The sequence below is a fragment of the Halomonas sp. IOP_6 genome, from assembly GCF_021151565.1.
Lineage (GTDB): Bacteria > Pseudomonadota > Gammaproteobacteria > Pseudomonadales > Halomonadaceae > Vreelandella > Vreelandella alkaliphila.
Window position 1 is genome coordinate 122,235 of sequence record NZ_JAIRBO010000006.1, and the last position, 22,413, is coordinate 144,647.

The following is a 22,413-nucleotide window of genomic DNA, read 5'->3' on the forward strand; positions in this document are numbered from 1 at the left end:
TCACGTCGAATCATCAGGAGCGCACATTAAATGAGCATGCAAGACACTCTAGCGGATATGTTTACCCGTATCCGCAATGCGCAGATGGCCACCAAGGAGACGGCTACCATGCCGTCCTCCAAGCTGAAAGTGGAAGTGGCCCGCGTGTTAAAGGAAGAAGGCTACATTACCGACTTTACGGTGGCTGAAGGCGTTAAACCCGAGCTGACCGTTACTCTCAAGTATTTTGAGGGTAAGCCGGTTATTGAGCACATTCAACGGGTTTCCAAGCCGTCTCTGCGCCAGTACAAGGGCAAAGACAACCTGCCTAAGGTCGCCGATGGTCTGGGTATCGCGATTGTCACCACCTCTAATGGTGTCATGACCGATCGTGCCGCGCGCCAAGCAGGCGTCGGTGGCGAAGTCATCTGCACCGTATTCTAGGAGGCTGGAATGTCCCGCATAGCGAAATATCCGGTTAAAGTGCCTGCTGGTGTCGAGATTAAAATCGACGCTGGCCAGCTGACCGCCAAAGGCGGCCAGGGCACGCTATCTATGCCCATTCACCAGGACGTGGTGATTGGTCAAGAAGATGGCCAGCTGACCTTCGCCCCGAGTGAGTCTGCCAAGAGCTGGGCAATGGCCGGTACTACCCGCGCCTTGGTTCAGAACCTGGTAACGGGCGTATCCGAGGGTTTCACAAAAACTCTCGAAATTGTAGGCGTCGGTTATCGTGCCCAAGCTAAGGGCCAGACGCTCAATCTTTCACTGGGCTTCTCGCACCCGGTCGACTATGAACTGCCTAAGGGTGTCTCAGCGGAAACGCCGAAGAACACCGTGATCGTGCTGAAAAGCGCGGACAAGCAGATGCTCGGCCAGTGCGCCGCGGAAATCCGCGCCTTCCGTCCCCCTGAGCCGTATAAAGGCAAGGGTGTTCGGTACGCCGACGAGCAGGTGCGTCGCAAAGAAGCCAAGAAGAAGTAAGGCAGGGTTATGAACGCGAAGAAAGAATCTCGTCTCCGTCGTGCCCGCCGCGCTCGCGCAAAGATCCGCGAGCTGGGCGTGTATCGCCTGTGCGTCAACCGTACCCCGCGTCACATCTATGCGCAGATTATCTCGCCGGATGGTGGCAAAGTGCTAGCCAGTGCTTCTACGCTGGACAAAGCACTGCGCGAGGGTGCGACTGGCAACGCAGAAGCCGCCTCTAAGGTTGGCGCTCTGATTGCTGAACGCGCTAAAGAAGCAGGCATCACCCAGGTGGCCTTCGATCGTGCTGGCTTTAAGTATCACGGTCGCGTTAAGGCTCTGGCCGACGCCGCACGTGAAGGCGGCCTGGAATTCTAAAGGGTTTTACGATGGCGAAGAACGAACAGCAAAGCGGTGATCTGCAAGAGAAGTTAGTGCAGGTCAACCGCGTCGCCAAGGTGGTCAAAGGTGGTCGTATTTTCGGCTTCACCGCGCTGACCGTCGTTGGTGATGGTAAAGGTCGTGTCGGTTTTGGTCGTGGCAAGGCGCGTGAAGTGCCTGTTGCGATCCAGAAAGCGATGGATCAAGCTCGTCGCAACATGGTCAAGGTTAACCTTGCAGGCCATACGCTTCAGTACCCGATAAAAGCCCGTCACGGTGCTTCTAAGGTGTACATGCAGCCGGCTTCTGAAGGTACCGGTATCATCGCTGGCGGCGCCATGCGCTCTGTACTAGAGCTCGCTGGTGTCCATGATGTACTGGCCAAGTGCTACGGTTCCACCAACCCGGTTAACGTGGTGCGAGCGACTGTTAAAGGTCTCTCCTCCATGCAAGCACCGGAAGACATTGCCGCTAAGCGCGGTCTGTCTGTCGAAGCGATCACGGGGTAAGGCACCATGGCAGCAACGATCAAGGTTACCCAGATCCGCAGCACCATCGGCGTTTTGCCCAAGCACAAGGCTACTATGAAGGGCCTGGGTCTGCGTCGCATCGGTCATACGGTTGAGCTGGAAGACACCCCTGCCGTACGCGGCATGATCCACAAGGTTAACTACCTTGTGCGCGTTGAGGGAGAGTAATCCATGAAACTCAATACCCTGAGCCCGGCACCGGGCTCCAAACACGCTGAAAAGCGCGTTGGTCGTGGTATCGGCTCCGGTCTTGGTAAGACCGGTGGCCGTGGCCACAAAGGTCAGAAATCTCGCAGTGGCGGCAGCGTCAAGCCTGGTTTCGAAGGCGGTCAGATGCCATTGCAGCGTCGTTTGCCGAAGTTCGGCTTTACGTCTGCTAAGTCATTGGTATCTGAAGAAGTACGTCTGGCTGAACTTGCTAAGGTTGCCGGTGACGAAGTCACTATGGAAACTCTGAAGCAAGCCAACGTGCTAAAGGATGCGACGCTTCATGCGAAGATCATCCTTTCTGGCGAACTGAAAAAGGCGGTTACCGTTCGTGGTATCAAGGTCACCAAAGGTGCCCGTGAAGCGATCGAAGCCGCCGGCGGCAAGGTAGAGGACTAAATGGCCAAGTCAGGAAATATGCCGGCGATGGGCAGCGGTCTGAGTGAACTGTGGGCGCGTTTGCGCTTCGTGCTCCTCGCCATCGTGGTGTACCGTATTGGTGCCCACATTCCCGTTCCCGGTATCAATCCTGACCAGCTTGCTGCCTTGTTTAGGGAGCAACAGGGCACCATTCTAGGCATGTTTAACATGTTCTCGGGTGGCGCCCTGGAGCGCATGAGCGTCCTCGCCCTGGGCATAATGCCCTACATTTCGGCGTCGATTATCATGCAGCTCATGACTGCGGTCTCCCCTCATCTTGAACAGCTCAAGAAAGAGGGTGAGGCTGGCCGCCGCAAGATTAGCCAGTACACGCGCTACGGCACGGTGATACTGGCTTTCGTCCAGGCTACCGGTATGTCCGTCGGTCTGGCTAGCCAAGGCATCGCATACAGCGCTGACTTCAGCTTCTTTTTCACCGCCGTGATTACATTTGTATCAGGCGCGGTGTTTATGATGTGGCTAGGTGAGCAGATCACCGAGAAGGGCATCGGCAACGGTATTTCGCTGTTGATCTTCGCGGGGATCGTCGCTGGGCTGCCCAGTGCCGTTGGGCAAGCGTTCGAGCTTGCTCGTAATGAAGGTGCCTGGAATGTTCTTCCGCTGTTAGCGCTGTCAGTGCTAGGTATTGCTACCGTTGCGTTTGTGGTGTTCATTGAGCGCGGTCAACGCCGCTTGAAAGTGAACTACCCCAGGCGCCAGGTCGGCAATAAGATGTATGCAGGCCAAAGCAGCTACCTGCCTTTGAAAGTGAATATGGCTGGTGTTATTCCAGCAATCTTCGCTTCCAGTATTTTACTCTTCCCGGCCTCTATTGGTCAGTGGGTGGGTGCTGGCGAAGGAATGGAGTGGTTACAGCGTGCATCACAAGCGTTAGGCCCCGGCCAACCGCTTTACATCTTGCTTTTCGCGGCGGCAGTGGTATTCTTCTGCTTCTTTTACACAGCGCTGGTCTTCAACCCCAAGGATGTGGCTGACAATCTTAAAAAGTCAGGCGCCTTCCTGCCGGGCATTCGCCCCGGCGAGCAGACCGCTCGCTATATCGATAAAGTAATGACTCGTCTTACTTTGTTCGGTGCCTTGTATATCACTGCGGTTTCCTTGATGCCCCAGTTCTTGATCGTTGCGTGGAACGTGCCGTTTTTCTTCGGCGGAACTTCGCTTCTGATCGTGGTTGTGGTCATCATGGACTTCATGGCCCAGGTGCAGTCGCATCTCATGTCGCATCAATATGACTCGGTGATGAAGAAGTCCAACCTGAAAGGCTACGGTAGCGGCGGCATTATGCGCTGAGGCGCGCCGTTGCGATTTGGAGAGAACGATGAAAGTTCGAGCTTCCGTAAAGAAGATGTGCCGTAATTGTAAGATCATTCGACGCAATGGCGCTGTCCGCGTCATTTGTATCGAACCGCGGCACAAACAGCGCCAGGGTTAATACCTGGGTTGTTTTTAAGCGGGTGCCGGCATACCCCTTGCCATAAGGCTTATAAAGGGGTATGCTGTTGCGCCTTTTGTAGATGAACAAACGAGCAAGCCGCTCAAATTTCGGAGTAAGCTGATGGCCCGTATTGCAGGCGTCAATATCCCGGACAACAAGCATGCGGCGATCTCGCTGACCTATATCTTCGGGATTGGCCGTACCCGCGCTCAGCACGTTTGTGCTGCTGCCGGTATCGCGCCTACTACCAAGATCCAGGATCTATCTAGCGATGAGCTGGATACCCTGCGTTCTGAAGTTGGTAAGTACACCGTAGAAGGCGACCTTCGTCGTGATGTTACGCTTAACATTAAGCGTCTCATGGACTTAGGCTGCTACCGTGGTCTGCGTCATCGTCGTAGTCTTCCGCTGCGTGGTCAGCGGACTAAGACTAACGCGCGTACCCGTAAGGGCCCGCGTAAGCCGATCCGCAAATAACACGCAGGCTCTTTAATAGAGAGCTGACGTTAAGACAGGAATAGACATCAACATGGCTAACCCGCGTAGTAACCGTAAAAAGGTTAAAAAGCAGGTAGTGGACGCCGTAGCGCATATCCACGCCTCTTTTAACAACACGATCGTGACGATCACAGACCGCCAGGGCAACGCTCTTTCTTGGGCGACAGCCGGTGGTTCGGGTTTTCGTGGTTCTCGCAAGAGCACCCCGTTCGCTGCTCAAGTGGCAAGTGAGCGTGCAGCAACTGCTGCAGCCGAGTATGGTGTGAAAAACGTAGACGTGCTGGTCAAGGGCCCCGGTCCAGGCCGTGAATCCGCCGTGCGCGCTCTCAATGCCGCCGGCTTCCGCGTGCAAAGCATCACTGACGCGACGCCCATTCCTCATAATGGCTGCCGTCCGCCTAAGAAACGCCGCGTTTAAGGAGACAGATTCATGGCTCGTTATATTGGACCGAAGTGCAAACTGTCTCGTCGTGAAGGCACCGACCTCTTTTTAAAGAGCGGTGTTACTCCCTTCGAGAAAAAGTGTAAATCCGAGCAGATCCCGGGTGTACACGGCCAGCGTCGTCAGCGTCTTTCCGACTACGGCTTGCAGCTTCGTGAGAAGCAGAAAGTACGCCGTATGTATGGCGTACTCGAAAAGCAGTTCCGCAACTACTACAAAGAAGCCGCTCGCCTGAAAGGTGCGACTGGTGAAGTATTGTTGCAGTTGCTTGAATCCCGACTGGATAACGTCGTCTACCGCATGGGCTTTGGCTCGACTCGCTCTGAAGCGCGTCAGCTGGTCAGCCACAAGGCGATTTCCGTGAACGGCCGCACCGTTAACGTTGCTTCCTACCAAGTGAAGCCCGGTGACGTTGTTTCTGTTCGCGAAAAGGCGAAGAACCAAGCACGTATTCAACACTCGTTGACCATTGCGGCCAACCGTGGCGATATCGCTTGGATCGAAATCGACGCCAAGAAGATGGAAGGCACTTTCAAGGCTCTGCCTGAACGCGGTGACCTGACTGCCGACATCAACGAAAACCTGATCGTCGAGCTGTACTCCAAGTAAGCAGTTTGATTTACATTTCTGCTTCTTGAGACCTGGGCGGGGTAGCAAAGCTAACCGCCCAGATGCTCTTGAGTAGTGTGCTCTAGAGTACTCAGTATCCGTTTGGCAGCCTGAAAGGTGTTCATATGCAGCGTTCAGTGACAGAGTTTCTTCGTCCTCGTGACATCAAGGTCGAAGAAATCAGCGCACATCATGCCAAAATCGTTCTCGAACCGTTCGAGCGCGGCTTTGGTCACACCCTGGGGAATGCACTTCGTCGCATTCTGCTTTCGTCCATGCCCGGCGCTGCCGTGGTAGAGGCTGAAATTGCCGGTGTAGAGCACGAATACAGTGCGCTCGAAGGGGTGCAGGAAGATGTCATCGAAATCCTCCTGAACTTGAAAGATGTTGCGATCAAGATGCACAGCCGCGATGAGGCGGTGCTCTCGCTGAACAAGCAGGGCCCAGCTGTCGTCACCGCTGGCGACATTGCGCTTGATCATAGCGTCGAAATCGTCAACCCGGATCACGTCATTGCTCATGTCAATGAAGGTGCCGAGCTGAAAATTCAGCTTAAGGTAGCGCTGGGTCGTGGTTACGAACCGGCTGACGCTCGTGGCTCTGATGAAGAGACACGTGCAATTGGCCGCCTGCAGCTGGATGCCACCTTCAGCCCTGTTCGCCGTGTTTCCTATTCGGTTGAAGCCGCTCGTGTTGAGCAGCGCACCGACCTCGATAAGCTAATTATCGATCTGGAAACCGACGGTACACTGGATCCGGAAGAGGCTATCCGTCGCAGTGCGACCATTCTGCAAGAGCAGCTGGCCGCCTTCGTCGACCTGGAAGCTGATAAAGAGCAGGAAGTCGAAGAGGAAGAGGATCTTGTTGATCCTATCCTATTGCGCCCCGTAGACGATCTTGAGTTGACAGTTCGCAGCGCTAACTGCCTAAAAGCCGAGAATATTTACTACATTGGTGATCTTATCCAGCGCACTGAAGTTGAGCTGCTGAAGACACCGAATCTTGGTAAAAAGTCTTTGAATGAAATCAAAGATGTATTGGCAGCGCGCGGCTTGTCCCTCGGCATGCGGTTGGAAAATTGGCCACCCGCTAGCCTGAAGGACGACAAGGCCTCCGCGTGAGTGTCGACTCGAGTCCCAGTTTGGTAAGGAATTACAACCATGCGTCATCGTAAGAGTGGTCGTCATCTGAATCGTACCAGCTCGCATCGTCAGGCCATGTTCAAGAACATGTCTGTCTCGCTGGTCGAACATGAAGTCATCAAGACAACCCTGCCTAAGGCCAAGGAATTGCGTCGCGTTATCGAGCCGCTAATTACCCTAGCCAAGCAGGATAGCGTTGCAAACCGCCGTTTGGCATTTGCCCGCACGCGCTCCAAAGAAGCCGTCGGCAAACTGTTCAACGAGCTAGGTCCGCGTTATGCCGAGCGTCCGGGTGGTTACATCCGCATCCTCAAGTGCGGTTACCGCACAGGCGACAACGCGCCCATGGCGTTCGTTGAGCTGGTTGACCGTCCGGTTGTTGAAGAAGCAGCTGCAGAAGAGTAAGTCTCTGCGTTGTTGCTCAACAAAATGAAAGCCGACCCCTTAGGGTCGGTTTTTTTTTGGTCTATTCATTTCATTGCGTTTTCAACTTTTATACTGCTTTCTTAATTCACTTGAAGAGTTACCGTGCTAGTCTTAGATTTCTTAGTGTGGCAAGTAGATTAATGGTTGGTAGTGTGACATCACAGCAAAACAAGAAAGGGGCATGTATGGCAACAAGGGGAATATGCGCAACGATCGTCGTGCGTTGGTGGCTTCCGCTGTCGTTAATGGTATTGCTGCTAAGCACGATATCGAGTGCTCATGCAAATCCGCGTTATGCTGGGATTGTTGTGGATTTGGAAAACGGAGAGGTGCTGTACGCCGAGAATGCCGATGAGCGTCGCTACCCCGCATCGTTAACCAAAATGATGACGCTTTATCTTACATTTGAAGCATTGGAGAGTGGCCAGCTCAGTCTTAATCAGCCGCTTCCTGTGTCTGCTCAAGCTGCCGCCATGCCTGCTGTAAAACTGTGGCTTTCTGCAGGTAGTACCATTCCTGTTGATTCTGCTATTCGTGCGTTGGCAGTGCGCTCTGCTAATGATGTTGCCGTCGTGGTGGCTGAAGCATTAGGTGGTAGCGAGCAGCGTTTCGCTCAGCTGATGACCGCAAAAGCGCGCGAGCTAGGCATGAATGCCACCACGTTCCGTAATGCCTCGGGTCTACCTGATGATCAGCAGGTCACCACGGCACGGGATATGGTGACACTCTCTGTGCGCGTGATGCAGGACTTCCCACAGTACTACCACTACTTTGGGCTCCAGGAGTTCACCTATCGTGGTACCCGGCACACCAGCCATAACCGCTTAGTGAAAAACTACCCCGGTGCAGATGGCCTTAAAACCGGCTTCATTCGTGCATCTGGTTTCAATGTAGCGACAACGGCCGTCCACGGGGATCGCCGTATGGTGGGCGTTGTTATGGGTGGCTTTAGTGGGTCATCTCGTGATTCTCACATGGCCAACTTGTTAGACCGTAGCTTTGCTCGTGCAGCGCTGCGTGACCAGCAAACGTGGCTGGCCAATACCACTTTTTCTAGAGAGTTTATGGCTTTCTCTGGCTCTAACGCGCCTAGCCAACGCCCCATGTCGACACCGCCAGCCTCTAATCGCCCTGTCATGGCCAGTAATGTAACGATTTCGAATAATACAGCGGCTTCGAATAATTTGGCAGCGACAACCCTTTCTCCTTCACCAGCGTCTGCACCGGCTGTTGAAATTGAAGATCGTCTCGCGCGCTCAATGGAGGCACCGACAGAAGTTCCTGTCACCCGTAGACCAGACCCGGTGAACGCTTTTATTGAACGTGAGCGCGAATTGGCAGCTACGCCTCAACGGTCTGTTACTGCTGGTGATTGGGGTATCCAGGTAGGTGCTTTTAGCCAGGCAGCGCGAGCAGAGCAGTTGGCACGTCAGGCAGCGCAGCGCCTGCCTCATGAAGTGGGGGGGCGGGTTGCTATCGATACTTTAGCTGGTCAAACGCCGGTATTCCGCGCCAGGGTTGTCGCCTTGGACGAAGCACGCGCCAGACGCGCTTGTAGAACGCTCCAGGCGCAGGGGATGGAGTGCATGGTGGTCAACGCAAGTTTGTAAAGCCACGTTAGATCCGCAGCCCCGTCAGTGACACATTGGCGGGGTTTTTTATTAGTTGTTAATCCCGGCTGATAAAGTGTCCAAAGGGCAAAAGGAGAGCGTCGTGACAACGTCGTTAAAAGGTATCCTGTGCATGTGCTTAGGAGTTCTGTTCTTAGCGCTCGGTGATGCGGTATCGAAGTGGCTAGGCGAGGTCCATTCGCCGCTACAGGTTATTTTCTTTCGTACGCTCGTGTCATTACCGCTCATTGCCCTGTTGGCGCATTTTGCAGGCGGATTGCGCAAGTTGCATACCAAGCGCCCCCGTGTACACCTTCTCAGAGGATTGATTTATACCGCCACGATGGTGTGTTTTGTCTGGGGGCTAACCCTGCTGCCACTCGCAGAGGCCACGGCAATCGCTTTTGTGGCGCCCTTGTTTGTAACGCTGCTTTCAGTGCCGTTGCTTGGCGAGCGAATCGATCCACCCGTATTAATAGCGTCGTTAGTTGGCTTTGCTGGCGTGCTGATTGTGGTTCGCCCCGGCGGTGATGCGTTCCAGCTTGGCACGCTAACCCTCTTGGGAGCGGCTTTCTTTTATGCACTGATGATGATTACTGCGCGGCGCTACGGTGCTAGGGAGCACCTGTGGGCAATGGTGTTCTACATGACGTTAGTGCCCTTTATCGTCACTGCTCTGAGTTTGCCCTGGGTTTGGCAAACCCCAGAGCCCTGGCACTGGCTTGGCTTTTTGGTCTCGGGTGTTTTGGGTATTGGCGCGACCGCGTTTATTACCCTGGCATTCCGCTTTGCCCCTGCCGCGATTGCTGCTCCATTTGATTACACCGCAATGCTGTGGGCGGTGCTGCTTGGCTGGTGGTTCTGGGGAGAGCTGCCAGATCTGTGGGTATGGGTGGGCAGTGTGCTGATTATGGGCAGCGGATTAGCAATTGCTTGCCATGACCGCCGTACGACGCTGAAACCCCGCCCAACGGCGTAAAACGCGGCTGTTATTCATCGTCATATGTGTCAAAAGAGGCTTGTGGTCGTTACTTTTTGATCTGGGTCAGCAAAGTAGATAGCTGAGCAAGACAGGCTGTTTGAGCTGGTTATAATCCGGCACTTTCATCACTGCGCACGCGCGCCATCGTCCTGATAACGGTGACTGTCTATGCAAGCTCCCGAATTACTCTCGCCTGCCGGTACCTTTAAAAATATGCGTTACGCGTTTGCTTATGGGGCAGATGCCGTTTATGCAGGTCAGCCGCGCTACTCTCTCCGGGTGCGTAACAACGATTTTAAAATCGATAATTTGCATCGTGGTATTGAGTACGCACATGCGCGAGGTAAGAAATTCTATGTTGCTTCCAACATTGCTCCGCACAACAGCAAGCTGACAACGTACCTACGGGATATGGAGCCTGTCATTGAGGCCGGACCCGATGCGTTGATCATGTCAGACCCGGGCCTGATTATGATGGTTCGCGATCGTTGGCCAGATCAAGAGATCCATCTGTCGGTGCAGTCCAATGTCGTCAATTGGGCCGCCGCTCAATTCTGGCAGCGCCAAGGTATTCGCCGCATTATTTTGTCGCGGGAACTATCCCTTGAAGAGATTGGCGAAATACGCGCAGAGTGCCCAGGTTTAGAGATCGAAACATTCGTTCATGGTGCGCTATGTATTGCCTACTCAGGACGCTGTCTGCTGTCTGGCTATTTTAATCACCGCGACCCCAACCAAGGCACCTGCACGAATGCCTGTCGTTGGAAATATAACACCATAGCAGCCACTCAAGATGATACGGGTGACCTGTTGCCAGCTCAGCACGTCGCTGAAACGGCGGTGGCCGACCAGGACGAGCTCTCAGCGCTGATCGAGGATGTCACTCGCCCTGGCAAGCTGATGCCTGTGTATGAAGATGAGCATGGCACCTACATTATGAATTCCAAGGATTTGCGTGCAGTACAGCACGTGGCGCGACTGACAGAAATGGGAGTAGCATCGCTTAAGATCGAAGGGCGGACAAAGTCTCATTACTACGTCGCACGGACCGCACAGGTTTACCGCCGCGCCATCGATGACGCCGTTGCTGGCCGCCCCTTTAATATGGGATTAATGGATGAGCTGGAGAACTTAGCGAACAGAGGGTATACCGAAGGCTTCTATCGTCGCCATGTTCACGATGAATTTCAAAGTTATCAGCAGGGTAGCTCCATCGGTGTGCACCAACAGTTTGTCGGTGAAGTGCTGGGCTACGATCCTGTTCGTGGCTGGTTAGACATCGAGGTCAAAAACCGCTTTGAAGTGAGGGATAGCATGGAGCTCATGTTGCCAAGTGGCAATCACCGCTTCGTGCTTGAACACATGGAGAACGTTCGCGGCGAAGCCCAGCGCGCTGCACCTGGCTCAGGGCACCGAGTTCGCCTCCCCGTGCCAGGTGTTAGCATTAGCCCGGAACAGAGTGAATTTGCGCTTTTAATGCGCGATCTGGGGTCGCCCAGAAAAAACCAATCCGTATCATTAGGTACTGCTATTAGCTAAACGCGTAGACATCCATCGCCAGTACGCCATGTTCCACGCTGTGGTGTAACTGAGTTCCATCTCCGCCTGCCCCCATGGCCACCAGTAAGGGCTGGAAGTGTTCTGGGGTCGGGTGGTTTTCCAGCGCTTTTGGAGCACGCTCCCAGTGAAGTAATGCCTGGCGATCATTGTCTTCAATATGTTCGCTAACCCACTGGGCAAACTCATCTACCCAGGCGGGGGTGGGGCTCCCTTGGGGCAGGGTTTCATATAAGTTATGGGTCAGGCTGCCCGAGCCAATAATCAGAACCCCTTCTTTTCGCAAGGCTGATAGGCGCTCGCCGAGCGTGACTAGCGCGTCATTTTCCCAGCGCACAGGTAGCGACAGGGAAACGACCGGTACATTGGCCTCTGGAAACATCAGCGAGAGTGGTACCCAGGCGCCGTGATCAAGGCCGCGCTCTACGCGTTCGGCGCCCAATAGCACTGCAATTTGTTCAGCCAATTCAGGGTTGCCAGGGGCCGGATACTGGCACTCGAAAAGAGCTTGTGGAAACCCGCCAAAATCATGAATCGTCTCTGGTTGTGCGCTAGTACTGACCTTGAGCGTAAGACTCTCCCAGTGGGCTGATACGACGACCACCGCACGAGGGGAGAGGCGCTTCCCCAGTTCGCGTAGGAAAGCGTGGGCCGGCGTTTTATTCAGCGCCAGCATGGGGGAGCCATGAGAAATAAACAGGCTGGGTAGCATCTTAGTACCTCCGTTAGCCTATAGCGGGCCAATGATGCCCGCACAAGCCGAAGCCAATGCGGGCAGAGCGGTTAAGCGAATTTGCGGCTGACAACAGCGCTACCGCCACCTAGGCCTGCCTGTACCACCAGAGCAATCGTCCAGAAAATAGGGAATTCCCAGCCACCACCCGGGTTTGAGAACAGCCAGCCATTACCCAGGTGTACCGAGGCTGCACCTAGCAGCACGGGGACTAGAGCAAGGCTTACCCAACGAGTATAGATGCCCAGTAAAAGTGCTAGGCCACCACCTACTTCGGCAGCAATGGTTAAGTAAGCAAGAACACCCGGTAAGCCCAGGGATTCAAAATAGCTGACAGTGCCTGGCAGGGTGAAGACAAACACCTTAAGCAAGCCGTGAGCTAAGGCCATTACGCCTAAACTGATACGTAGCAAGGCGGTGGCATGGAGGGTGAGTGGTGAAGTATTAGTAGTGGTCATAGCCGTCTCTCTTAGTCGCGAGCATCACGTTGGATGCGATAGTGCCACTTTACAGATGAAAGCCACTGAGATAATCCACTGTTAATGCACTTCACTGTTGCGATAAAGGCGACAATCCGAGCTCAATTTCCCATACTGGTGGGTCACCCCACGCCGCCGCCAATAACTCAATAAAGCGCTCTACTTTGGCAGGTAAATAGCGTCGGGCTGGGTAAAGCGCATGGATGTCTAGCAAAGCCGGCGGTAAGTCCTGCAGAATCGGCACTAGGCGTCCGTTTGCAATGCTATCAGTCACTAAAAAGCTGGGCTGTTGCGCTATCCCTAAGCCTGCTTCAGCTGCATGCGTCAGCATATCGCCATTATTACTCTCTAGGGGACCAGAAATACTAAGTAGTTGATGACCAATCCGCCAATCGCCACTGTTTTGGCCGCTTCGGTAGCGAAGGCAGCGGTGAGATGCCAAGTCTTCACTATTCAGCGGCGTGCCATACTGGGCGAGGTAATCAGGTGATGCGCAAAACAGCATCCGGCACTGGGTGAGCCGTCGCGCCACTAAGCTAGAGTCGGGCAGGTTGCCAATACGAATGGCGACATCGTAGCCCTCTTCCAGCAAATCAACGCGGCGGTCGTTGAGATCCAAACGCACCTCAAGCCCAGGGTGCGTTTGCATAAACTGTGCAACCAGCGGTGAAAGATAGCGTGTGCCGAAGCTCATCGGGCCATTGATGCGCAACTGCCCGCTCACCGTACTGGTGCCACTGCCGATTTCTGCCGCTGCCTCGTCCAAAGCGATCAGAATGCTTTGCGCACGAACGAGATAGCGTTCTCCCGCTTCAGTGAGGTGCAGCCGCCGGGTGGTGCGCTGAATAAGCCGAGCGCCCAATGCCTCTTCAAGCGCCATCACTTGGCGAGATACCCGCGTGCGAGAAAGGTCTAGCGCCTCGGCCGCGCGGGTATAGCTACCCAGCTCAGCGACCTTTACAAACGCCGCGATATGGTCGAGCTGGGTCATTGCGCGTGGAATGCCTGTGCAGCCAGGCGGGGGTCTGGCTGACCACAAATAGCAGAAATAACCGCAACACCGTTTGCCCCAGCGGCTTTCACTTGAGCCATGTGTTCAGCTTTTAGTCCGCCAATCGCGACACTGGGAAGTTGGCAGGCATTGGCAAGCTGTGCCAGCCCATCAAAGCCAATTGGTTGGGCGTGGTCTTGTTTACTGTCCGTCGCAAACACGGGCCCTAAACCGACGTAATTGAGCAATTCGACAGGTGCCTCCTGAAGTTGGGCTAGGGTGTTAATCGAAAGCCCGATAATGGCGTGTTGGCCAAGAGTGGCTCGCGCTGCTTGAACAGCTGTGTCGCTTTGCCCGACATGTAAGCCATCCGCTTGGCTGGCGAACGCCACGTTCAGGCGATCATTAATGATCAGTGGAACGCCGCTACCTGCTAACATCGCTTTGAGACGTTTGGCCTGGGCGATCATATGCTCGTCACTAGCGTGTTTATCGCGTAGTTGCACCATGGTAATGCCGCCCTGCACAGCAGCTTCAACGGTTTTTTCCAGACCCATGCCAGCGCACAGACCAGCATCGGTGACTAAATAGAGTGAAAGATCAAACGGCATGCACCGCCTCCCATTGAGCAAGAGTCGAAAGGTCGTCAGGGGATAATTGATACAGCGCGTCCAATAGCGCCACCTGGAAACTGCCAGGGCCTTGAGCCTGCTCGCCTGCACGGCTTCCAGCGATGCTGAAACACGCCAAGGCGGCCAAGCTAGCCTCCAGCGGCTGCGCGCGGTTTGCGGCCACAAAGCTTGCCACCAGCGCACTCAATCCGCAGCCTAAGGTAGTCACTTTGGGCATCAGCGCGTGTCCTCCACTAAGGCGATAATGGACAGTGCCATCGGTAATGAAATCGGTCTCGCCAGTGACCGCCACTACGCAGCGATGTTGCTGGGCTAGCGCAATGGCAGCGGTGGTAGCTTCCTGAGTGCTAGTCGTCGCATCGACCCCACGCCCCTGGCTGGCTAATCCATTAAGTGCTTGAATTTCTGAGGCGTTGCCACGAATAACGCTAGGTTGGTAAGCCAGTAATGTCTCACAAAGGCGCTGGCGAAATGTGGTGGCGCCAACAGCCACAGGGTCAAGCACCCACGGAATATCGTTTTCATGAGCAGTGCGCGCGGCAATTACCATGGCGTCAGCCCAGGGAGAGGAAAGGGTGCCAATATTGATGGATAGCGCGCCAGAAATAGCCGTGAACTCAGCCACCTCTTCTTGAGCATGCAGCATGGCAGGGGAAGCACCTGTCGCCAATAGCAAATTAGCGGTGCTGTTCATCGCCACGTAGTTTGTAATGCAATGTACCAGCGGTGTGGTAGTGCGCAGATCGCTGAGATAATCGCCGAGTGGGCGTGAAGGCATAATATCCTCCCGGCTGGGAGGTGATGCAGCTGCATCACGACTCCCTACGCCGGTGTTATCCGGTTCAGGTTCAAAGGGTGCTTCTCAGCCCGTGAAGCATGGGCGCCCCTGTCGTGATGGTACTATCCTTGGCTTAGATCAATCTGTAAAGCCTGGGAAACGCTATGAGCAAATATCAACGAAACGAGATGCGTGTTCCGTAGGTGAGCATCTCATCAGGCGTTATCGCCTTACCCTCAACACCAATCATTTCATCGCCACACTGGTCGGCAAACGTAAGCACGCCATGAGTGAGGCCCAGCTGTCCAAGGGTGTCGCGAATCTCACCGGTGCCCAAAAACGTGCTGACATGCCCCTCAGCATTGGTTAAATCAGAAACACCGTTCGCGTGATGGAAGCGAACCTTATAGATACCATCCATTGATTCAACTTCCACAATCGGTGAAAAGCCATTGTGTATGGCATGGGCTAACTGCTTTAACGTTATGTGGTCACCGAGGGTCATATCAATCGCGGTCATGGAAAACTCCTGTGGGCGCCTCAAAGGTGGGGCATCGCTCATGTTGCGGGAACTGCTTTTTGTAAAGTTTATGAATAATAAGTGTAGGGGTTTTGTTTAGTATTGCCAGTGCGCTTAATGTGACGCTGCGTTAGTGAATCCTACATGCTTGTAAGGGCTGGTATTATGGCTCTAAAGCCCTCATGGTAAGCGGTAAGTGAGGCTCAATGGATTCAATGATCAGCATTAGCGACAGGAGAGCAAAATGAGTTTTCAAGGTGAACAACATTCCGGAGTCGCGCCCGTAGCGCCGCAAACCCAAGGGTTTCGCTTAAATCACACCATGCTGCGGGTGAAGGATCCCGAACGCGCGCTAGCGTTCTACTCTAAGGTTTTTGGAATGCAGGTGCTACGCCGACTGGATTTCGAAGAGATGCAGTTTTCGCTCTATTTCCTAGCCAATCTCGAAAGCAGCGATAACGTGCCAGAAGATACTCAAGCACGCACTGCCTGGACCTTCAGTCAGAAAGGCTTGCTGGAGTTGACGCATAACTGGGGCACAGAAGATCAGCAGGATTTTGCCTATCATGACGGTAACGCTGAGCCTCAAGGGTTTGGTCATATCTGCTTTAGTGTGCCTGACTTAGAAGCTGCTCAAGCATGGTTTGATGAGCATGAGGTGACGTTCATCAAGCGCGCGGACCAGGGCAAGATGAAAGACGTTATCTTTGTCAAAGATGCAGATGGCTACTGGATCGAAGTGATTCAGGCAGACCGTATGGCGGCCATGGGCGACTAATATGGCCCACTTGCTGTTTCGGCTAAGCCATGTGACCGATGAAGAGGCGTTGGAAGTACGCCAGTTGCTAGATGAGCAGGGCTTTGATGTCTATGAAACCCAGGCGGGCTTTTTTCGCCTGGGTGTCGATGCAATTTGGCTGCGTAACACTGCTCAGCGCGAGGCCGCTGAAGCGGCATTGGCGGCGTATCAGGAAAAGCGTCAAGCTAAAGCACGGCGAGAGCACGAAGAAGCGGTTGCCAGTGGCAATGCACCAACATTATGGCGGCGCTTCCTCGCCCACCCCGTGCAAGTCGTACTGGTAATCGTTGCCGTGGTGCTGATCGCCCTATTAACGCTGCTGCCGTTTATTGGCTTGGTAGGCTAGATTTGTAAACAGTTTTGTAGATTAGCTGGGTAGCTTAACAGTGGCTAAGTGCCCGCGTTTTAGATAAAGCTGCACGCCTTCATTACCCGCGCGTAACTGAGGTGCCGCACCTACTGGGTAGCGGCACCAGCTGCCGTTAGCATATTCCTGCTCATCACTGAGCAGAGAGCCTTCCAGCACAAACAGCTCTAAACCACCGGCAAGCGGTGGATAAGACACTAGTGTATCGGCTTCCCAGCGCTCTAGGCTGACCCGCTCTGGGCCATACTGTTTTGAACTATAGGTGTGCAGCATTTTGTAAGTAATACCTGGCCGTCGGTCTGGCTGCCAGGGCAGCCTATGGGCAGGCACGGCCAGTTGCAGAATATCGTTTTCATCAAACTGGTGTAGCTTCACCAGAATAAGTGCGCCCTCTTCGCCTATTTGCGGGGTATGACCAGTGCCAATCGGGTTGCGTAAGTAGCTGCCTGCCGGGTAACGGCCATGCTCATCGGCAAAGACACCTTTTAGCACTAAAATTTCTTCACCACCACCATGAGTATGGCGGTTGAACTGGCTGTTGGGCGCGTAGCGTACCAAGCTAGTGGCTCTGGCGACTTCGTCGCCAATGCGGTCTAGCATCATGCGCTCTACGCCCGCGCTGGGGGAGTCCACCCAATGGTACTGATCCGGCGTGACACTGGCAAAGTGGCTAAAATCGGCGTTCAGGCGCATGGTGTTGGCTCTTTGCAGGGGGGAATTTACAGAGATGAAAATTTACAGCAGTAGTGCAAGTCTCCCCATCCCTGGGACAAAATGCAACGCAAAAAAATACCGCCCTGCGGCGGTATTCAATAGTTAACTTTTTCGCTTAATGATCATGACCATGATGGTCGTGTTCATGAGCATGATCGTCATGACCCGGCTGAGCCAATGCTGAGTGCAGCACGTTCGCGTTATGACGCATCATGCCTAAGTAAGTGTTGGCTTCACCCTCACTCGCCAGCGCATCGGCATACAGTGTGCCAGCAATCGGCAGGCCAGTTTCTTCGGCAAGCTGGTTAATGATTGCTTGGTTGGTCATGTTCTCGTGGAACAGCGCCTGCACGTTTTCCTGTTCGATGACATCCACCAACGCGGCCATGCTGGCGCCGCTGGGGTCAGCCTCGGTAGAAAGGCCGACAGGGGAAAGAAAGTTCACCCCATAAGCGTTTGAGAAATAGCCAAACGAATCATGGCCGGTAATCACGCTGGCAGAAGCGGGAATATCGCTCAGCAAATCACGAATTTCATGATCAGCCTCGTCTATTGTCGCTAAATAGCGCTCAGCATTCGCTTGATAACTTTCAGCATTAGCACTGTCTGCTTCGATTAAGCCATCGCGAATATTGGTAACGTAGACCTTTGCCTGCTGTAGATCCTGCCATGCGTGAGGGTCGTCATCACCATGGTCATGTTCACTGTGATCGTGCTCGTCGTGCCCGTGGCCATGATCGTCGTGGCCATGGTCGTCGTGTCCATGATCGTCATGGCCGTGTTCTTCATGATCGTGTTTGGCAAAGGCGCGGGGTTGAATGCCGTTGGTTGCGGTGACCAGGGCACCCGTATAGTCGCTAGACTCAATCAAACGCTCCATCCAGCCCTCAAACAGCAGTCCGTTAAAGACCACCACATCTGCGCTGGCCAGCGCGCGGGCGTCGCCTGGGCTTGGCGAATAAACATGCGCATCGCCGTCAGGGCCGACAAGCGACGTTACGTCAACGTGCTCGCCGCCCACGTTTTCGACCATATCAGCCAAGATAGAGAAGCTGGTAACTACCTGAACACGGTCGTTAGCCATTGCTGCAGGCAATGCCAGCATGGCCGAAACACCCACCCACCAGCGCGATGAAGAGAAAAGCGACATATAACGCTCCTTCAAAAATAACAAAGAGTTATGACGACTGTTCAAGCGCCAGCGGCGTTGTCTTACGCCGCAGCTTAGCGGCTAAGCTGTGATAGCGGCCGAACAGTGCCGACAGTAGATAACCCACCCCAGCCAGCAGAATAATGCTCGGCCCTGACGGGGTATCAAGATGAAACGAAATCAATAGCCCGCCGGTACTGGCGATCATGGCCAATACCACGGCAATACCTATCAAGCCTTCCAGCCGCTTGCTCCAAAACCGCGCCGCAGTGGCAGGCAGCATCATTAAACCCACCGCCATTAACGTGCCCAAGGTTTGGAAACCCGCGGTTAAATTAAGCACCAATAGCCCTAAAAAAACGCTATGTACCCAACTGCTACGGCGGCTTTGCCCGCGTAAAAACAGCGGGTCTAAACACTCCACGACCAACGCGCGGAAAATGATCGCCAAAATAATCACAATCAGTGTGCTGATAGAGGCAATGAGCAGTAGCGCTGTGGAGTTAATCGCCAAAATTGAGCCGAACAGCACATGGGTTAAATCCACGCTGCTGCCACCCATAGAAATGAGTAATACTCCGGCTGCCAGCGAGATAATAAAAAAACTCGCCATAGCCGCATCTTCCCGCTGGCCGCCCATTTTCGACACTGCACCGGCAAGTAACGCCACCATCACGCCGAACAGAACGCCCCCGGCGCTCATTACCGGCAGAGAGAACCCTGCGAGTAAAAAGCCCAGCGCCACCCCAGGCAAAATAGCGTGCGCCATCGCATCGCCAATCAGGCTCATGCCCCGTAGCACCAAAAACACGCCCAGCGGCGGGGCAGCCAGCGAAAGTGCCAAGCCACCCACGACCGCACGTCGCATAAAGCCATAATCAAAAGGTGCAACAAACCATGCATCAAGCAGTGCCAGCATGACGACCTCCCAAAGCAAACGGCACTACCTTGGCCGATGCATGTTGGTGGCTAAGCGCACTAGGCGCGACCCAGCGACCATGGCCACCACTTAGCATCAAAACTTCATCGGCTAGGCGGCTCAGATGATCCATGTCGTGCAGCACAATAATGATGGTCACGCCTTCATCAGCCATTTGGCGCAAAATACGAATCAAGATATCCACCGTATCGCTATCTACGTTGGCAAACGGCTCATCCAGTAACAAAAGCTCCGCTTCCTGCATCAACGTACGGCCAATCAGCGCCCGCTGGCGCTGGCCACCGGAAAGCTCACCCAAAGGGCGGTGGGCCAAATGAGAAATGCCTAAGCGCGCCATGATGTCGCGACCCTTGCGATAATGCGCCGCACAGTAGCCTTTCAGCGCCCCATGGCTTGGCCAACTGCCGGTCATCACCAACTCTTCCACGCTCATCGGAAAGGTAAGGTCCAGAGCCAGTTGCTGCGGTAACCATGCGCGGCGTGCTTTATCAACGGTGCAAATCACTTTGCCGCTAATAGGCCGCAGTTCACCCATAATCGCCTGGATCAACGTGCTTTTGCCCGCCCCGTTGGCGCCGATAAGCGCCGTAATAGCACCAGGTTTTATGTCACCATCGACATGCTCAAGCACCGTGCGCCCGCCTTGGGCAAGGTGCAAATCATGCAGTTGCAGGCGTGAAAGTGAACGTTCACTCATAGCGGCCACCCACTTGCCCACAAAACTAAACCCCATAAACCCAGCAGCGGCAGTGCCACTAGACCCAACCGCTTCGCGGCAGATAATGACATCAGCGAAAAATGACAAGGACCTTCCTTGTTATGGCGATGCATATGCTCACTCATTGAGTGTCCTCGCTAACCAATAAATAAGTTATAACATAACAATTGGTAAAACCAAAAAAGAGCCCGATATTTTACGCGCTCCTGGTGTGCTGACAATCCTGTTGCACTGACAATGTTTTTAACATGACCATGGTGTGCGGCGATTACTACGCGGCTAATAGCGCCAAGCAGCGCCAATTTGCTGGGGTGAGACAAGCAGTGCGTATTCACCGTTCAACGTGACAGGCCCAACTGAGAGGCGAGCAGGTTGAAAACGGTTAATTGCGCTAGAAGCCTGGTTGGGCTGCGTCCAAATTTGTAGCTCACTTACCAACATGCCGGTGGCAAAGTTCACGGCACCATCCCGTTCACGACCATCGGCGGCAATCACGGCCCCAGCCAGGCTATTGACCACCAGTGAACTAATGCGTGCATCAAACCCACGGCGCTCACGCTCCGCCTGAGCAAGCTCTAAGCCGAGTGCCTGTACGCCGCTTAACTCACCACGTGCCTTCAAGCGCTCGTACTCAACCAGTGCCGCCTGATGCGGCTGCCGATCGATCAACATGCCCCCGAGAGCCAGCGCCGACTTCACCACCCCCACCCGCGCATCAAAACGATCATCGCGGCTACTAGCCTCGCTTGACTGGTAAGCATTCAGCGCAAAACTCGCCGCATAAATGCCCGTCCAGCCTGCCTCCCACCACGCTGCGTGGTTCGCCCCACGCTCAAACACCTCATCGTAAGCCGACCAGTCAGCAGACGTTTGGGCCTGGGTTTGCGTAGACAGCGTGAGCAGCACCAGCGCGGAAGCCGCCAACACACGAAACATCGGCATAGCGAATCACCCAAATAATAAAAAGTAACGCGAAGCGTAGCACGTTGAACCAAAGGCGCTAGCGTGGAATCGGTGTGGGCTAAGTATGACTAAGGTCAATAGCGAGGTTGGGTAAAGAATGGTTAGATGGAGTTCTTTTTCAATTAGACGGCCAAGTACACGTTAAACGTCTTCAGCATTTACCTGGAAACCGAATTAGAGTTATATCTGACAATACGCTGTATCCCAGCTACGAAATAGATAACTTCCAAATTTGCGCTCGTTTTTTAGGGCGTTGGGCATTTGGGAGGATGTAGCAAACCAACTAAAAAGGCAGGGAACATGGAGATAGCACAAAAAATCGCAACACTGGCTAGCCGTGCCAGAGAGCAGCTTGACCACATCGTCAACGAAGAAGCGACGAAAAATGCGATGGTCATGCCATTTATACAAAGCTTAGGATATGACGTTTTCAATCCAACCGAGGTACTGCCTGAATTTACGGCTGACGTTGGCTTGAAGAAAGGCGAGAAGGTCGACTACGCCATCAAAAATGATGGTGTGCTTTCAATCCTCATCGAATGTAAGCCCCGTACGACAGATCTTGCAGATGCACAATTCAGCCAGCTCTACCGCTATTTCAATTGCACGGAAGCAAAGTTTGCGATTTTAACCAATGGCATTGAGTACCGCTTTTACTCAGATCTTGATGACACAAACAAGCTAGATAACAGACCATTTTTTACCTTTCGTCTGACTGACTATAACGAAAGGGATATTGAAGAACTGAAGAAATTTGCTAAGCCTGTTTTTAACGTCGACACCATTCTTAGTACTGCAAATCGGCTGAAATACACCAATCTCGCGATGGCATCATTCAGCAAAATGCTTAAAGAACCGCCCCGCGAATTCATCAAATTCATCGCTCAAGATTTCTTTGATGGACGGATGACTCAGCAAGTTCTTGATGAATTCACACCGATCATCCGCGACGCAATGGCTCAACACATCAAAGAGCAGGTTTCTCTAAGGCTCAAACAGGCATTAGCTACGACAAGTGGCGATGAGTCAGGTGCTGTTAACTTACAGTCCATTCAGGTGGACTCCGAAGAACCTTCTCAAAATACAGATGATGAGATAGTCACGACTCAGGAGGAGATCGATGGTTACAACATGGTTCGGGCTATCGTTGCCAGCGAAGTAGCTCCTGAAAGGGTTTTCATGCGAGATGCAAAGTCGTATTGCGCCGTGCTGCTTGATGACAACAATCGTAAGCCAATCTGTCGCCTTCACTTCAATTCCAAAAGCTTAAAAAGAATTGAAATTCGTCAAGATAATGAATCAGTTAAGCACGATCTAAATGCACTGACTGATATCTTCAATCACAGAGACGCTCTGATAGCCGTTGTAAAAGGCTACGAATGATCCCTAAAGCCGGTCTTGTGCCGGCTTGTTTTCGCCCGGCA

31 protein-coding genes and 1 riboswitch are annotated in these 22,413 nt (G+C 53.6%); of the genes, 20 read left to right on the forward strand and 11 right to left on the reverse strand.

The genetic code is table 11. The features are described from left to right. Positions 1–30: 30 nt before the first annotated feature. The 16 genes from rpsH to trhP all read left to right on the forward strand — a co-directional run bounded on the left by rpsH (position 31) and on the right by trhP (position 11,187). Positions 31–423, forward strand: a complete 393-nt coding sequence (gene rpsH, locus K7H08_RS12600; RefSeq protein WP_009723892.1) for a 30S ribosomal protein S8 — start codon at positions 31–33, stop codon at positions 421–423. Positions 424–432: 9 nt separating this feature from the next. Continuing rightward, positions 433–963 carry a 50S ribosomal protein L6 gene (gene rplF / locus K7H08_RS12605; RefSeq protein WP_038480399.1) on the forward strand — a complete coding sequence of 177 codons (531 nt, stop codon included), beginning with the start codon at positions 433–435 and terminating at the stop codon, positions 961–963. A 9-nt stretch (positions 964–972) separates the two neighbouring features. Further along, positions 973–1,323: a 50S ribosomal protein L18 gene (gene rplR / locus K7H08_RS12610; RefSeq protein ID WP_009723890.1), complete on the forward strand. Its 351-nt coding sequence runs from the start codon at positions 973–975 to the stop codon at positions 1,321–1,323. 11 nt (positions 1,324–1,334) lie between these two features. Then, positions 1,335–1,835 carry a 30S ribosomal protein S5 gene (rpsE, locus tag K7H08_RS12615; protein WP_009723889.1) on the forward strand — a complete coding sequence of 167 codons (501 nt, stop codon included), beginning with the start codon at positions 1,335–1,337 and terminating at the stop codon, positions 1,833–1,835. A gap of 6 nt (positions 1,836–1,841) precedes the next feature. After that, positions 1,842–2,024 (forward strand): 50S ribosomal protein L30, encoded by a 183-nt coding sequence (rpmD, locus tag K7H08_RS12620; protein ID WP_009723888.1) that lies wholly within the window; start codon positions 1,842–1,844, stop codon positions 2,022–2,024. A 3-nt stretch (positions 2,025–2,027) separates the two neighbouring features. Further along, positions 2,028–2,462 (forward strand): 50S ribosomal protein L15, encoded by a 435-nt coding sequence (gene rplO, locus K7H08_RS12625; protein ID WP_038480402.1) that lies wholly within the window; start codon positions 2,028–2,030, stop codon positions 2,460–2,462. Further along, positions 2,463–3,794 (forward strand): preprotein translocase subunit SecY, encoded by a 1,332-nt coding sequence (gene secY, locus K7H08_RS12630; protein WP_038480406.1) that lies wholly within the window; start codon positions 2,463–2,465, stop codon positions 3,792–3,794. It abuts the gene before it with no gap. A 28-nt stretch (positions 3,795–3,822) separates the two neighbouring features. Continuing rightward, positions 3,823–3,936 carry a 50S ribosomal protein L36 gene (rpmJ, locus tag K7H08_RS12635; protein WP_009099023.1) on the forward strand — a complete coding sequence of 38 codons (114 nt, stop codon included), beginning with the start codon at positions 3,823–3,825 and terminating at the stop codon, positions 3,934–3,936. A gap of 123 nt (positions 3,937–4,059) precedes the next feature. Continuing rightward, complete coding sequence (gene rpsM, locus K7H08_RS12640; protein ID WP_009723884.1) at positions 4,060–4,416, forward strand: 30S ribosomal protein S13; 357 nt, start codon at positions 4,060–4,062, stop codon at positions 4,414–4,416. 52 nt (positions 4,417–4,468) lie between these two features. Further along, a complete protein-coding gene (gene rpsK / locus K7H08_RS12645) occupies positions 4,469–4,855 on the forward strand; it encodes a 30S ribosomal protein S11 (RefSeq protein WP_009723883.1) in 387 nt (128 codons plus the stop codon). 12 nt (positions 4,856–4,867) lie between these two features. Next, positions 4,868–5,488 (forward strand): 30S ribosomal protein S4, encoded by a 621-nt coding sequence (gene rpsD, locus K7H08_RS12650; RefSeq protein WP_009723882.1) that lies wholly within the window; start codon positions 4,868–4,870, stop codon positions 5,486–5,488. Positions 5,489–5,613: 125 nt separating this feature from the next. Next, the gene (locus K7H08_RS12655) at positions 5,614–6,609 is read left to right on the forward strand and encodes a DNA-directed RNA polymerase subunit alpha (protein WP_009723881.1); all 996 of its coding nucleotides are present in this window, start codon (positions 5,614–5,616) and stop codon (positions 6,607–6,609) included. Between the two features lie 39 nt (positions 6,610–6,648). Next, complete coding sequence (gene rplQ / locus K7H08_RS12660; protein WP_009723880.1) at positions 6,649–7,035, forward strand: 50S ribosomal protein L17; 387 nt, start codon at positions 6,649–6,651, stop codon at positions 7,033–7,035. 206 nt (positions 7,036–7,241) lie between these two features. Beyond that, complete coding sequence (locus K7H08_RS12665) at positions 7,242–8,666, forward strand: serine hydrolase (RefSeq protein ID WP_231658150.1); 1,425 nt, start codon at positions 7,242–7,244, stop codon at positions 8,664–8,666. 103 nt (positions 8,667–8,769) lie between these two features. Further along, the gene (locus tag K7H08_RS12670; RefSeq protein WP_231658152.1) at positions 8,770–9,645 is read left to right on the forward strand and encodes a DMT family transporter; all 876 of its coding nucleotides are present in this window, start codon (positions 8,770–8,772) and stop codon (positions 9,643–9,645) included. A gap of 171 nt (positions 9,646–9,816) precedes the next feature. Next, entirely contained in the window at positions 9,817–11,187 is a 1,371-nt protein-coding gene (trhP, locus tag K7H08_RS12675; RefSeq protein WP_231658154.1) for a prephenate-dependent tRNA uridine(34) hydroxylase TrhP, read from the forward strand. Here the strand turns inward: trhP and K7H08_RS12680 are convergent. From K7H08_RS12680 to K7H08_RS12705, 6 genes are all read right to left on the reverse strand, one after another. Beyond that, positions 11,180–11,917, reverse strand: a complete 738-nt coding sequence (locus K7H08_RS12680; protein ID WP_038480419.1) for a DODA-type extradiol aromatic ring-opening family dioxygenase — start codon at positions 11,915–11,917, stop codon at positions 11,180–11,182. The genes trhP and K7H08_RS12680 overlap by 8 nt on opposite strands. Positions 11,918–11,988: 71 nt before the next feature. Continuing rightward, positions 11,989–12,396, reverse strand: coding sequence for a DoxX family protein (locus K7H08_RS12685; protein ID WP_231658156.1), 408 nt, complete (start codon positions 12,394–12,396; stop codon positions 11,989–11,991). A 91-nt stretch (positions 12,397–12,487) separates the two neighbouring features. Next, positions 12,488–13,408 (reverse strand): LysR family transcriptional regulator, encoded by a 921-nt coding sequence (locus K7H08_RS12690; protein WP_231658157.1) that lies wholly within the window; start codon positions 13,406–13,408, stop codon positions 12,488–12,490. Next, the gene (thiE, locus tag K7H08_RS12695; protein WP_231658158.1) at positions 13,405–14,019 is read right to left on the reverse strand and encodes a thiamine phosphate synthase; all 615 of its coding nucleotides are present in this window, start codon (positions 14,017–14,019) and stop codon (positions 13,405–13,407) included. The genes K7H08_RS12690 and thiE overlap by 4 nt, the downstream gene beginning before the upstream one ends. Further along, complete coding sequence (gene thiM, locus K7H08_RS12700) at positions 14,009–14,818, reverse strand: hydroxyethylthiazole kinase (protein WP_231658159.1); 810 nt, start codon at positions 14,816–14,818, stop codon at positions 14,009–14,011. The genes thiE and thiM overlap by 11 nt, the downstream gene beginning before the upstream one ends. Positions 14,819–14,842: 24 nt before the next feature. Then, positions 14,843–14,938, reverse strand: a riboswitch (TPP riboswitch). 55 nt (positions 14,939–14,993) lie between these two features. Further along, the gene (locus tag K7H08_RS12705; protein ID WP_120385931.1) at positions 14,994–15,338 is read right to left on the reverse strand and encodes a hypothetical protein; all 345 of its coding nucleotides are present in this window, start codon (positions 15,336–15,338) and stop codon (positions 14,994–14,996) included. Positions 15,339–15,582: 244 nt separating this feature from the next. On the opposite strand from K7H08_RS12705, the gene gloA reads away from it, so the two are divergent. Together gloA and K7H08_RS12715 are read left to right on the forward strand one after the other, a co-directional pair. Beyond that, positions 15,583–16,116: a lactoylglutathione lyase gene (gloA, locus tag K7H08_RS12710; protein WP_231658160.1), complete on the forward strand. Its 534-nt coding sequence runs from the start codon at positions 15,583–15,585 to the stop codon at positions 16,114–16,116. A gap of 1 nt (position 16,117) precedes the next feature. Beyond that, positions 16,118–16,483: a DUF6164 family protein gene (locus K7H08_RS12715; protein ID WP_231658162.1), complete on the forward strand. Its 366-nt coding sequence runs from the start codon at positions 16,118–16,120 to the stop codon at positions 16,481–16,483. A 21-nt stretch (positions 16,484–16,504) separates the two neighbouring features. Here the strand turns inward: K7H08_RS12715 and K7H08_RS12720 are convergent, their stop codons facing one another. From K7H08_RS12720 to K7H08_RS12740, 5 genes are all read right to left on the reverse strand, one after another. Further along, positions 16,505–17,197: a cupin domain-containing protein gene (locus K7H08_RS12720; RefSeq protein WP_231658163.1), complete on the reverse strand. Its 693-nt coding sequence runs from the start codon at positions 17,195–17,197 to the stop codon at positions 16,505–16,507. A gap of 136 nt (positions 17,198–17,333) precedes the next feature. After that, positions 17,334–18,368, reverse strand: coding sequence for a metal ABC transporter solute-binding protein, Zn/Mn family (locus tag K7H08_RS12725; RefSeq protein WP_231658165.1), 1,035 nt, complete (start codon positions 18,366–18,368; stop codon positions 17,334–17,336). A gap of 28 nt (positions 18,369–18,396) precedes the next feature. Then, positions 18,397–19,287: a metal ABC transporter permease gene (locus K7H08_RS12730; protein ID WP_009723865.1), complete on the reverse strand. Its 891-nt coding sequence runs from the start codon at positions 19,285–19,287 to the stop codon at positions 18,397–18,399. After that, a complete protein-coding gene (locus tag K7H08_RS12735) occupies positions 19,271–20,005 on the reverse strand; it encodes a metal ABC transporter ATP-binding protein (protein ID WP_038486467.1) in 735 nt (244 codons plus the stop codon). Before K7H08_RS12735 ends, K7H08_RS12730 begins: the two co-directional genes overlap by 17 nt. A 300-nt stretch (positions 20,006–20,305) precedes the next feature. Continuing rightward, positions 20,306–20,968: a hypothetical protein gene (locus K7H08_RS12740; RefSeq protein ID WP_038480446.1), complete on the reverse strand. Its 663-nt coding sequence runs from the start codon at positions 20,966–20,968 to the stop codon at positions 20,306–20,308. Positions 20,969–21,075: 107 nt separating this feature from the next. On the opposite strand from K7H08_RS12740, the gene K7H08_RS18510 reads away from it, so the two are divergent. Continuing rightward, positions 21,076–21,264, forward strand: a complete 189-nt coding sequence (locus K7H08_RS18510) for a S24 family peptidase (RefSeq protein ID WP_442908341.1) — start codon at positions 21,076–21,078, stop codon at positions 21,262–21,264. Between the two features lie 25 nt (positions 21,265–21,289). Next, on the forward strand, positions 21,290–22,372 hold the full coding sequence (locus K7H08_RS12745) for a type I restriction endonuclease (protein ID WP_231658167.1): 1,083 nt from the start codon (positions 21,290–21,292) through the stop codon (positions 22,370–22,372). Positions 22,373–22,413 lie beyond the last annotated feature (41 nt).

Coding starts and splice junctions, on each gene's coding strand:
- K7H08_RS12680 (WP_038480419.1), bottom strand. CDS start 11,917: ATGCTACCCAGCCTGTTTATTTCTCATGGCTCCCCCATGCTGGCGCTG.
- K7H08_RS12715 (WP_231658162.1), top strand. CDS start 16,118: ATGGCCCACTTGCTGTTTCGGCTAAGCCATGTGACCGATGAAGAGGCG.
- K7H08_RS12685 (WP_231658156.1), bottom strand. CDS start 12,396: ATGACCACTACTAATACTTCACCACTCACCCTCCATGCCACCGCCTTG.
- thiM (WP_231658159.1), bottom strand. CDS start 14,818: ATGCCTTCACGCCCACTCGGCGATTATCTCAGCGATCTGCGCACTACC.
- rpsM (WP_009723884.1), top strand. CDS start 4,060: ATGGCCCGTATTGCAGGCGTCAATATCCCGGACAACAAGCATGCGGCG.
- secY (WP_038480406.1), top strand. CDS start 2,463: ATGGCCAAGTCAGGAAATATGCCGGCGATGGGCAGCGGTCTGAGTGAA.
- rplQ (WP_009723880.1), top strand. CDS start 6,649: ATGCGTCATCGTAAGAGTGGTCGTCATCTGAATCGTACCAGCTCGCAT.
- rpsH (WP_009723892.1), top strand. CDS start 31: ATGAGCATGCAAGACACTCTAGCGGATATGTTTACCCGTATCCGCAAT.
- K7H08_RS12720 (WP_231658163.1), bottom strand. CDS start 17,197: ATGCGCCTGAACGCCGATTTTAGCCACTTTGCCAGTGTCACGCCGGAT.
- rplR (WP_009723890.1), top strand. CDS start 973: ATGAACGCGAAGAAAGAATCTCGTCTCCGTCGTGCCCGCCGCGCTCGC.
- rpmD (WP_009723888.1), top strand. CDS start 1,842: ATGGCAGCAACGATCAAGGTTACCCAGATCCGCAGCACCATCGGCGTT.
- K7H08_RS12740 (WP_038480446.1), bottom strand. CDS start 20,968: ATGCCGATGTTTCGTGTGTTGGCGGCTTCCGCGCTGGTGCTGCTCACG.
- K7H08_RS12705 (WP_120385931.1), bottom strand. CDS start 15,338: ATGACCGCGATTGATATGACCCTCGGTGACCACATAACGTTAAAGCAG.
- gloA (WP_231658160.1), top strand. CDS start 15,583: ATGAGTTTTCAAGGTGAACAACATTCCGGAGTCGCGCCCGTAGCGCCG.
- rplO (WP_038480402.1), top strand. CDS start 2,028: ATGAAACTCAATACCCTGAGCCCGGCACCGGGCTCCAAACACGCTGAA.
- K7H08_RS12655 (WP_009723881.1), top strand. CDS start 5,614: ATGCAGCGTTCAGTGACAGAGTTTCTTCGTCCTCGTGACATCAAGGTC.
- K7H08_RS12725 (WP_231658165.1), bottom strand. CDS start 18,368: ATGTCGCTTTTCTCTTCATCGCGCTGGTGGGTGGGTGTTTCGGCCATG.
- K7H08_RS12730 (WP_009723865.1), bottom strand. CDS start 19,287: ATGCTGGCACTGCTTGATGCATGGTTTGTTGCACCTTTTGATTATGGC.
- K7H08_RS12745 (WP_231658167.1), top strand. CDS start 21,290: ATGGAGATAGCACAAAAAATCGCAACACTGGCTAGCCGTGCCAGAGAG.
- K7H08_RS12690 (WP_231658157.1), bottom strand. CDS start 13,408: ATGACCCAGCTCGACCATATCGCGGCGTTTGTAAAGGTCGCTGAGCTG.
- K7H08_RS12665 (WP_231658150.1), top strand. CDS start 7,242: ATGGCAACAAGGGGAATATGCGCAACGATCGTCGTGCGTTGGTGGCTT.
- rpsK (WP_009723883.1), top strand. CDS start 4,469: ATGGCTAACCCGCGTAGTAACCGTAAAAAGGTTAAAAAGCAGGTAGTG.
- thiE (WP_231658158.1), bottom strand. CDS start 14,019: ATGCCGTTTGATCTTTCACTCTATTTAGTCACCGATGCTGGTCTGTGC.
- K7H08_RS12735 (WP_038486467.1), bottom strand. CDS start 20,005: ATGAGTGAACGTTCACTTTCACGCCTGCAACTGCATGATTTGCACCTT.
- rplF (WP_038480399.1), top strand. CDS start 433: ATGTCCCGCATAGCGAAATATCCGGTTAAAGTGCCTGCTGGTGTCGAG.
- rpsD (WP_009723882.1), top strand. CDS start 4,868: ATGGCTCGTTATATTGGACCGAAGTGCAAACTGTCTCGTCGTGAAGGC.
- trhP (WP_231658154.1), top strand. CDS start 9,817: ATGCAAGCTCCCGAATTACTCTCGCCTGCCGGTACCTTTAAAAATATG.
- rpmJ (WP_009099023.1), top strand. CDS start 3,823: ATGAAAGTTCGAGCTTCCGTAAAGAAGATGTGCCGTAATTGTAAGATC.
- rpsE (WP_009723889.1), top strand. CDS start 1,335: ATGGCGAAGAACGAACAGCAAAGCGGTGATCTGCAAGAGAAGTTAGTG.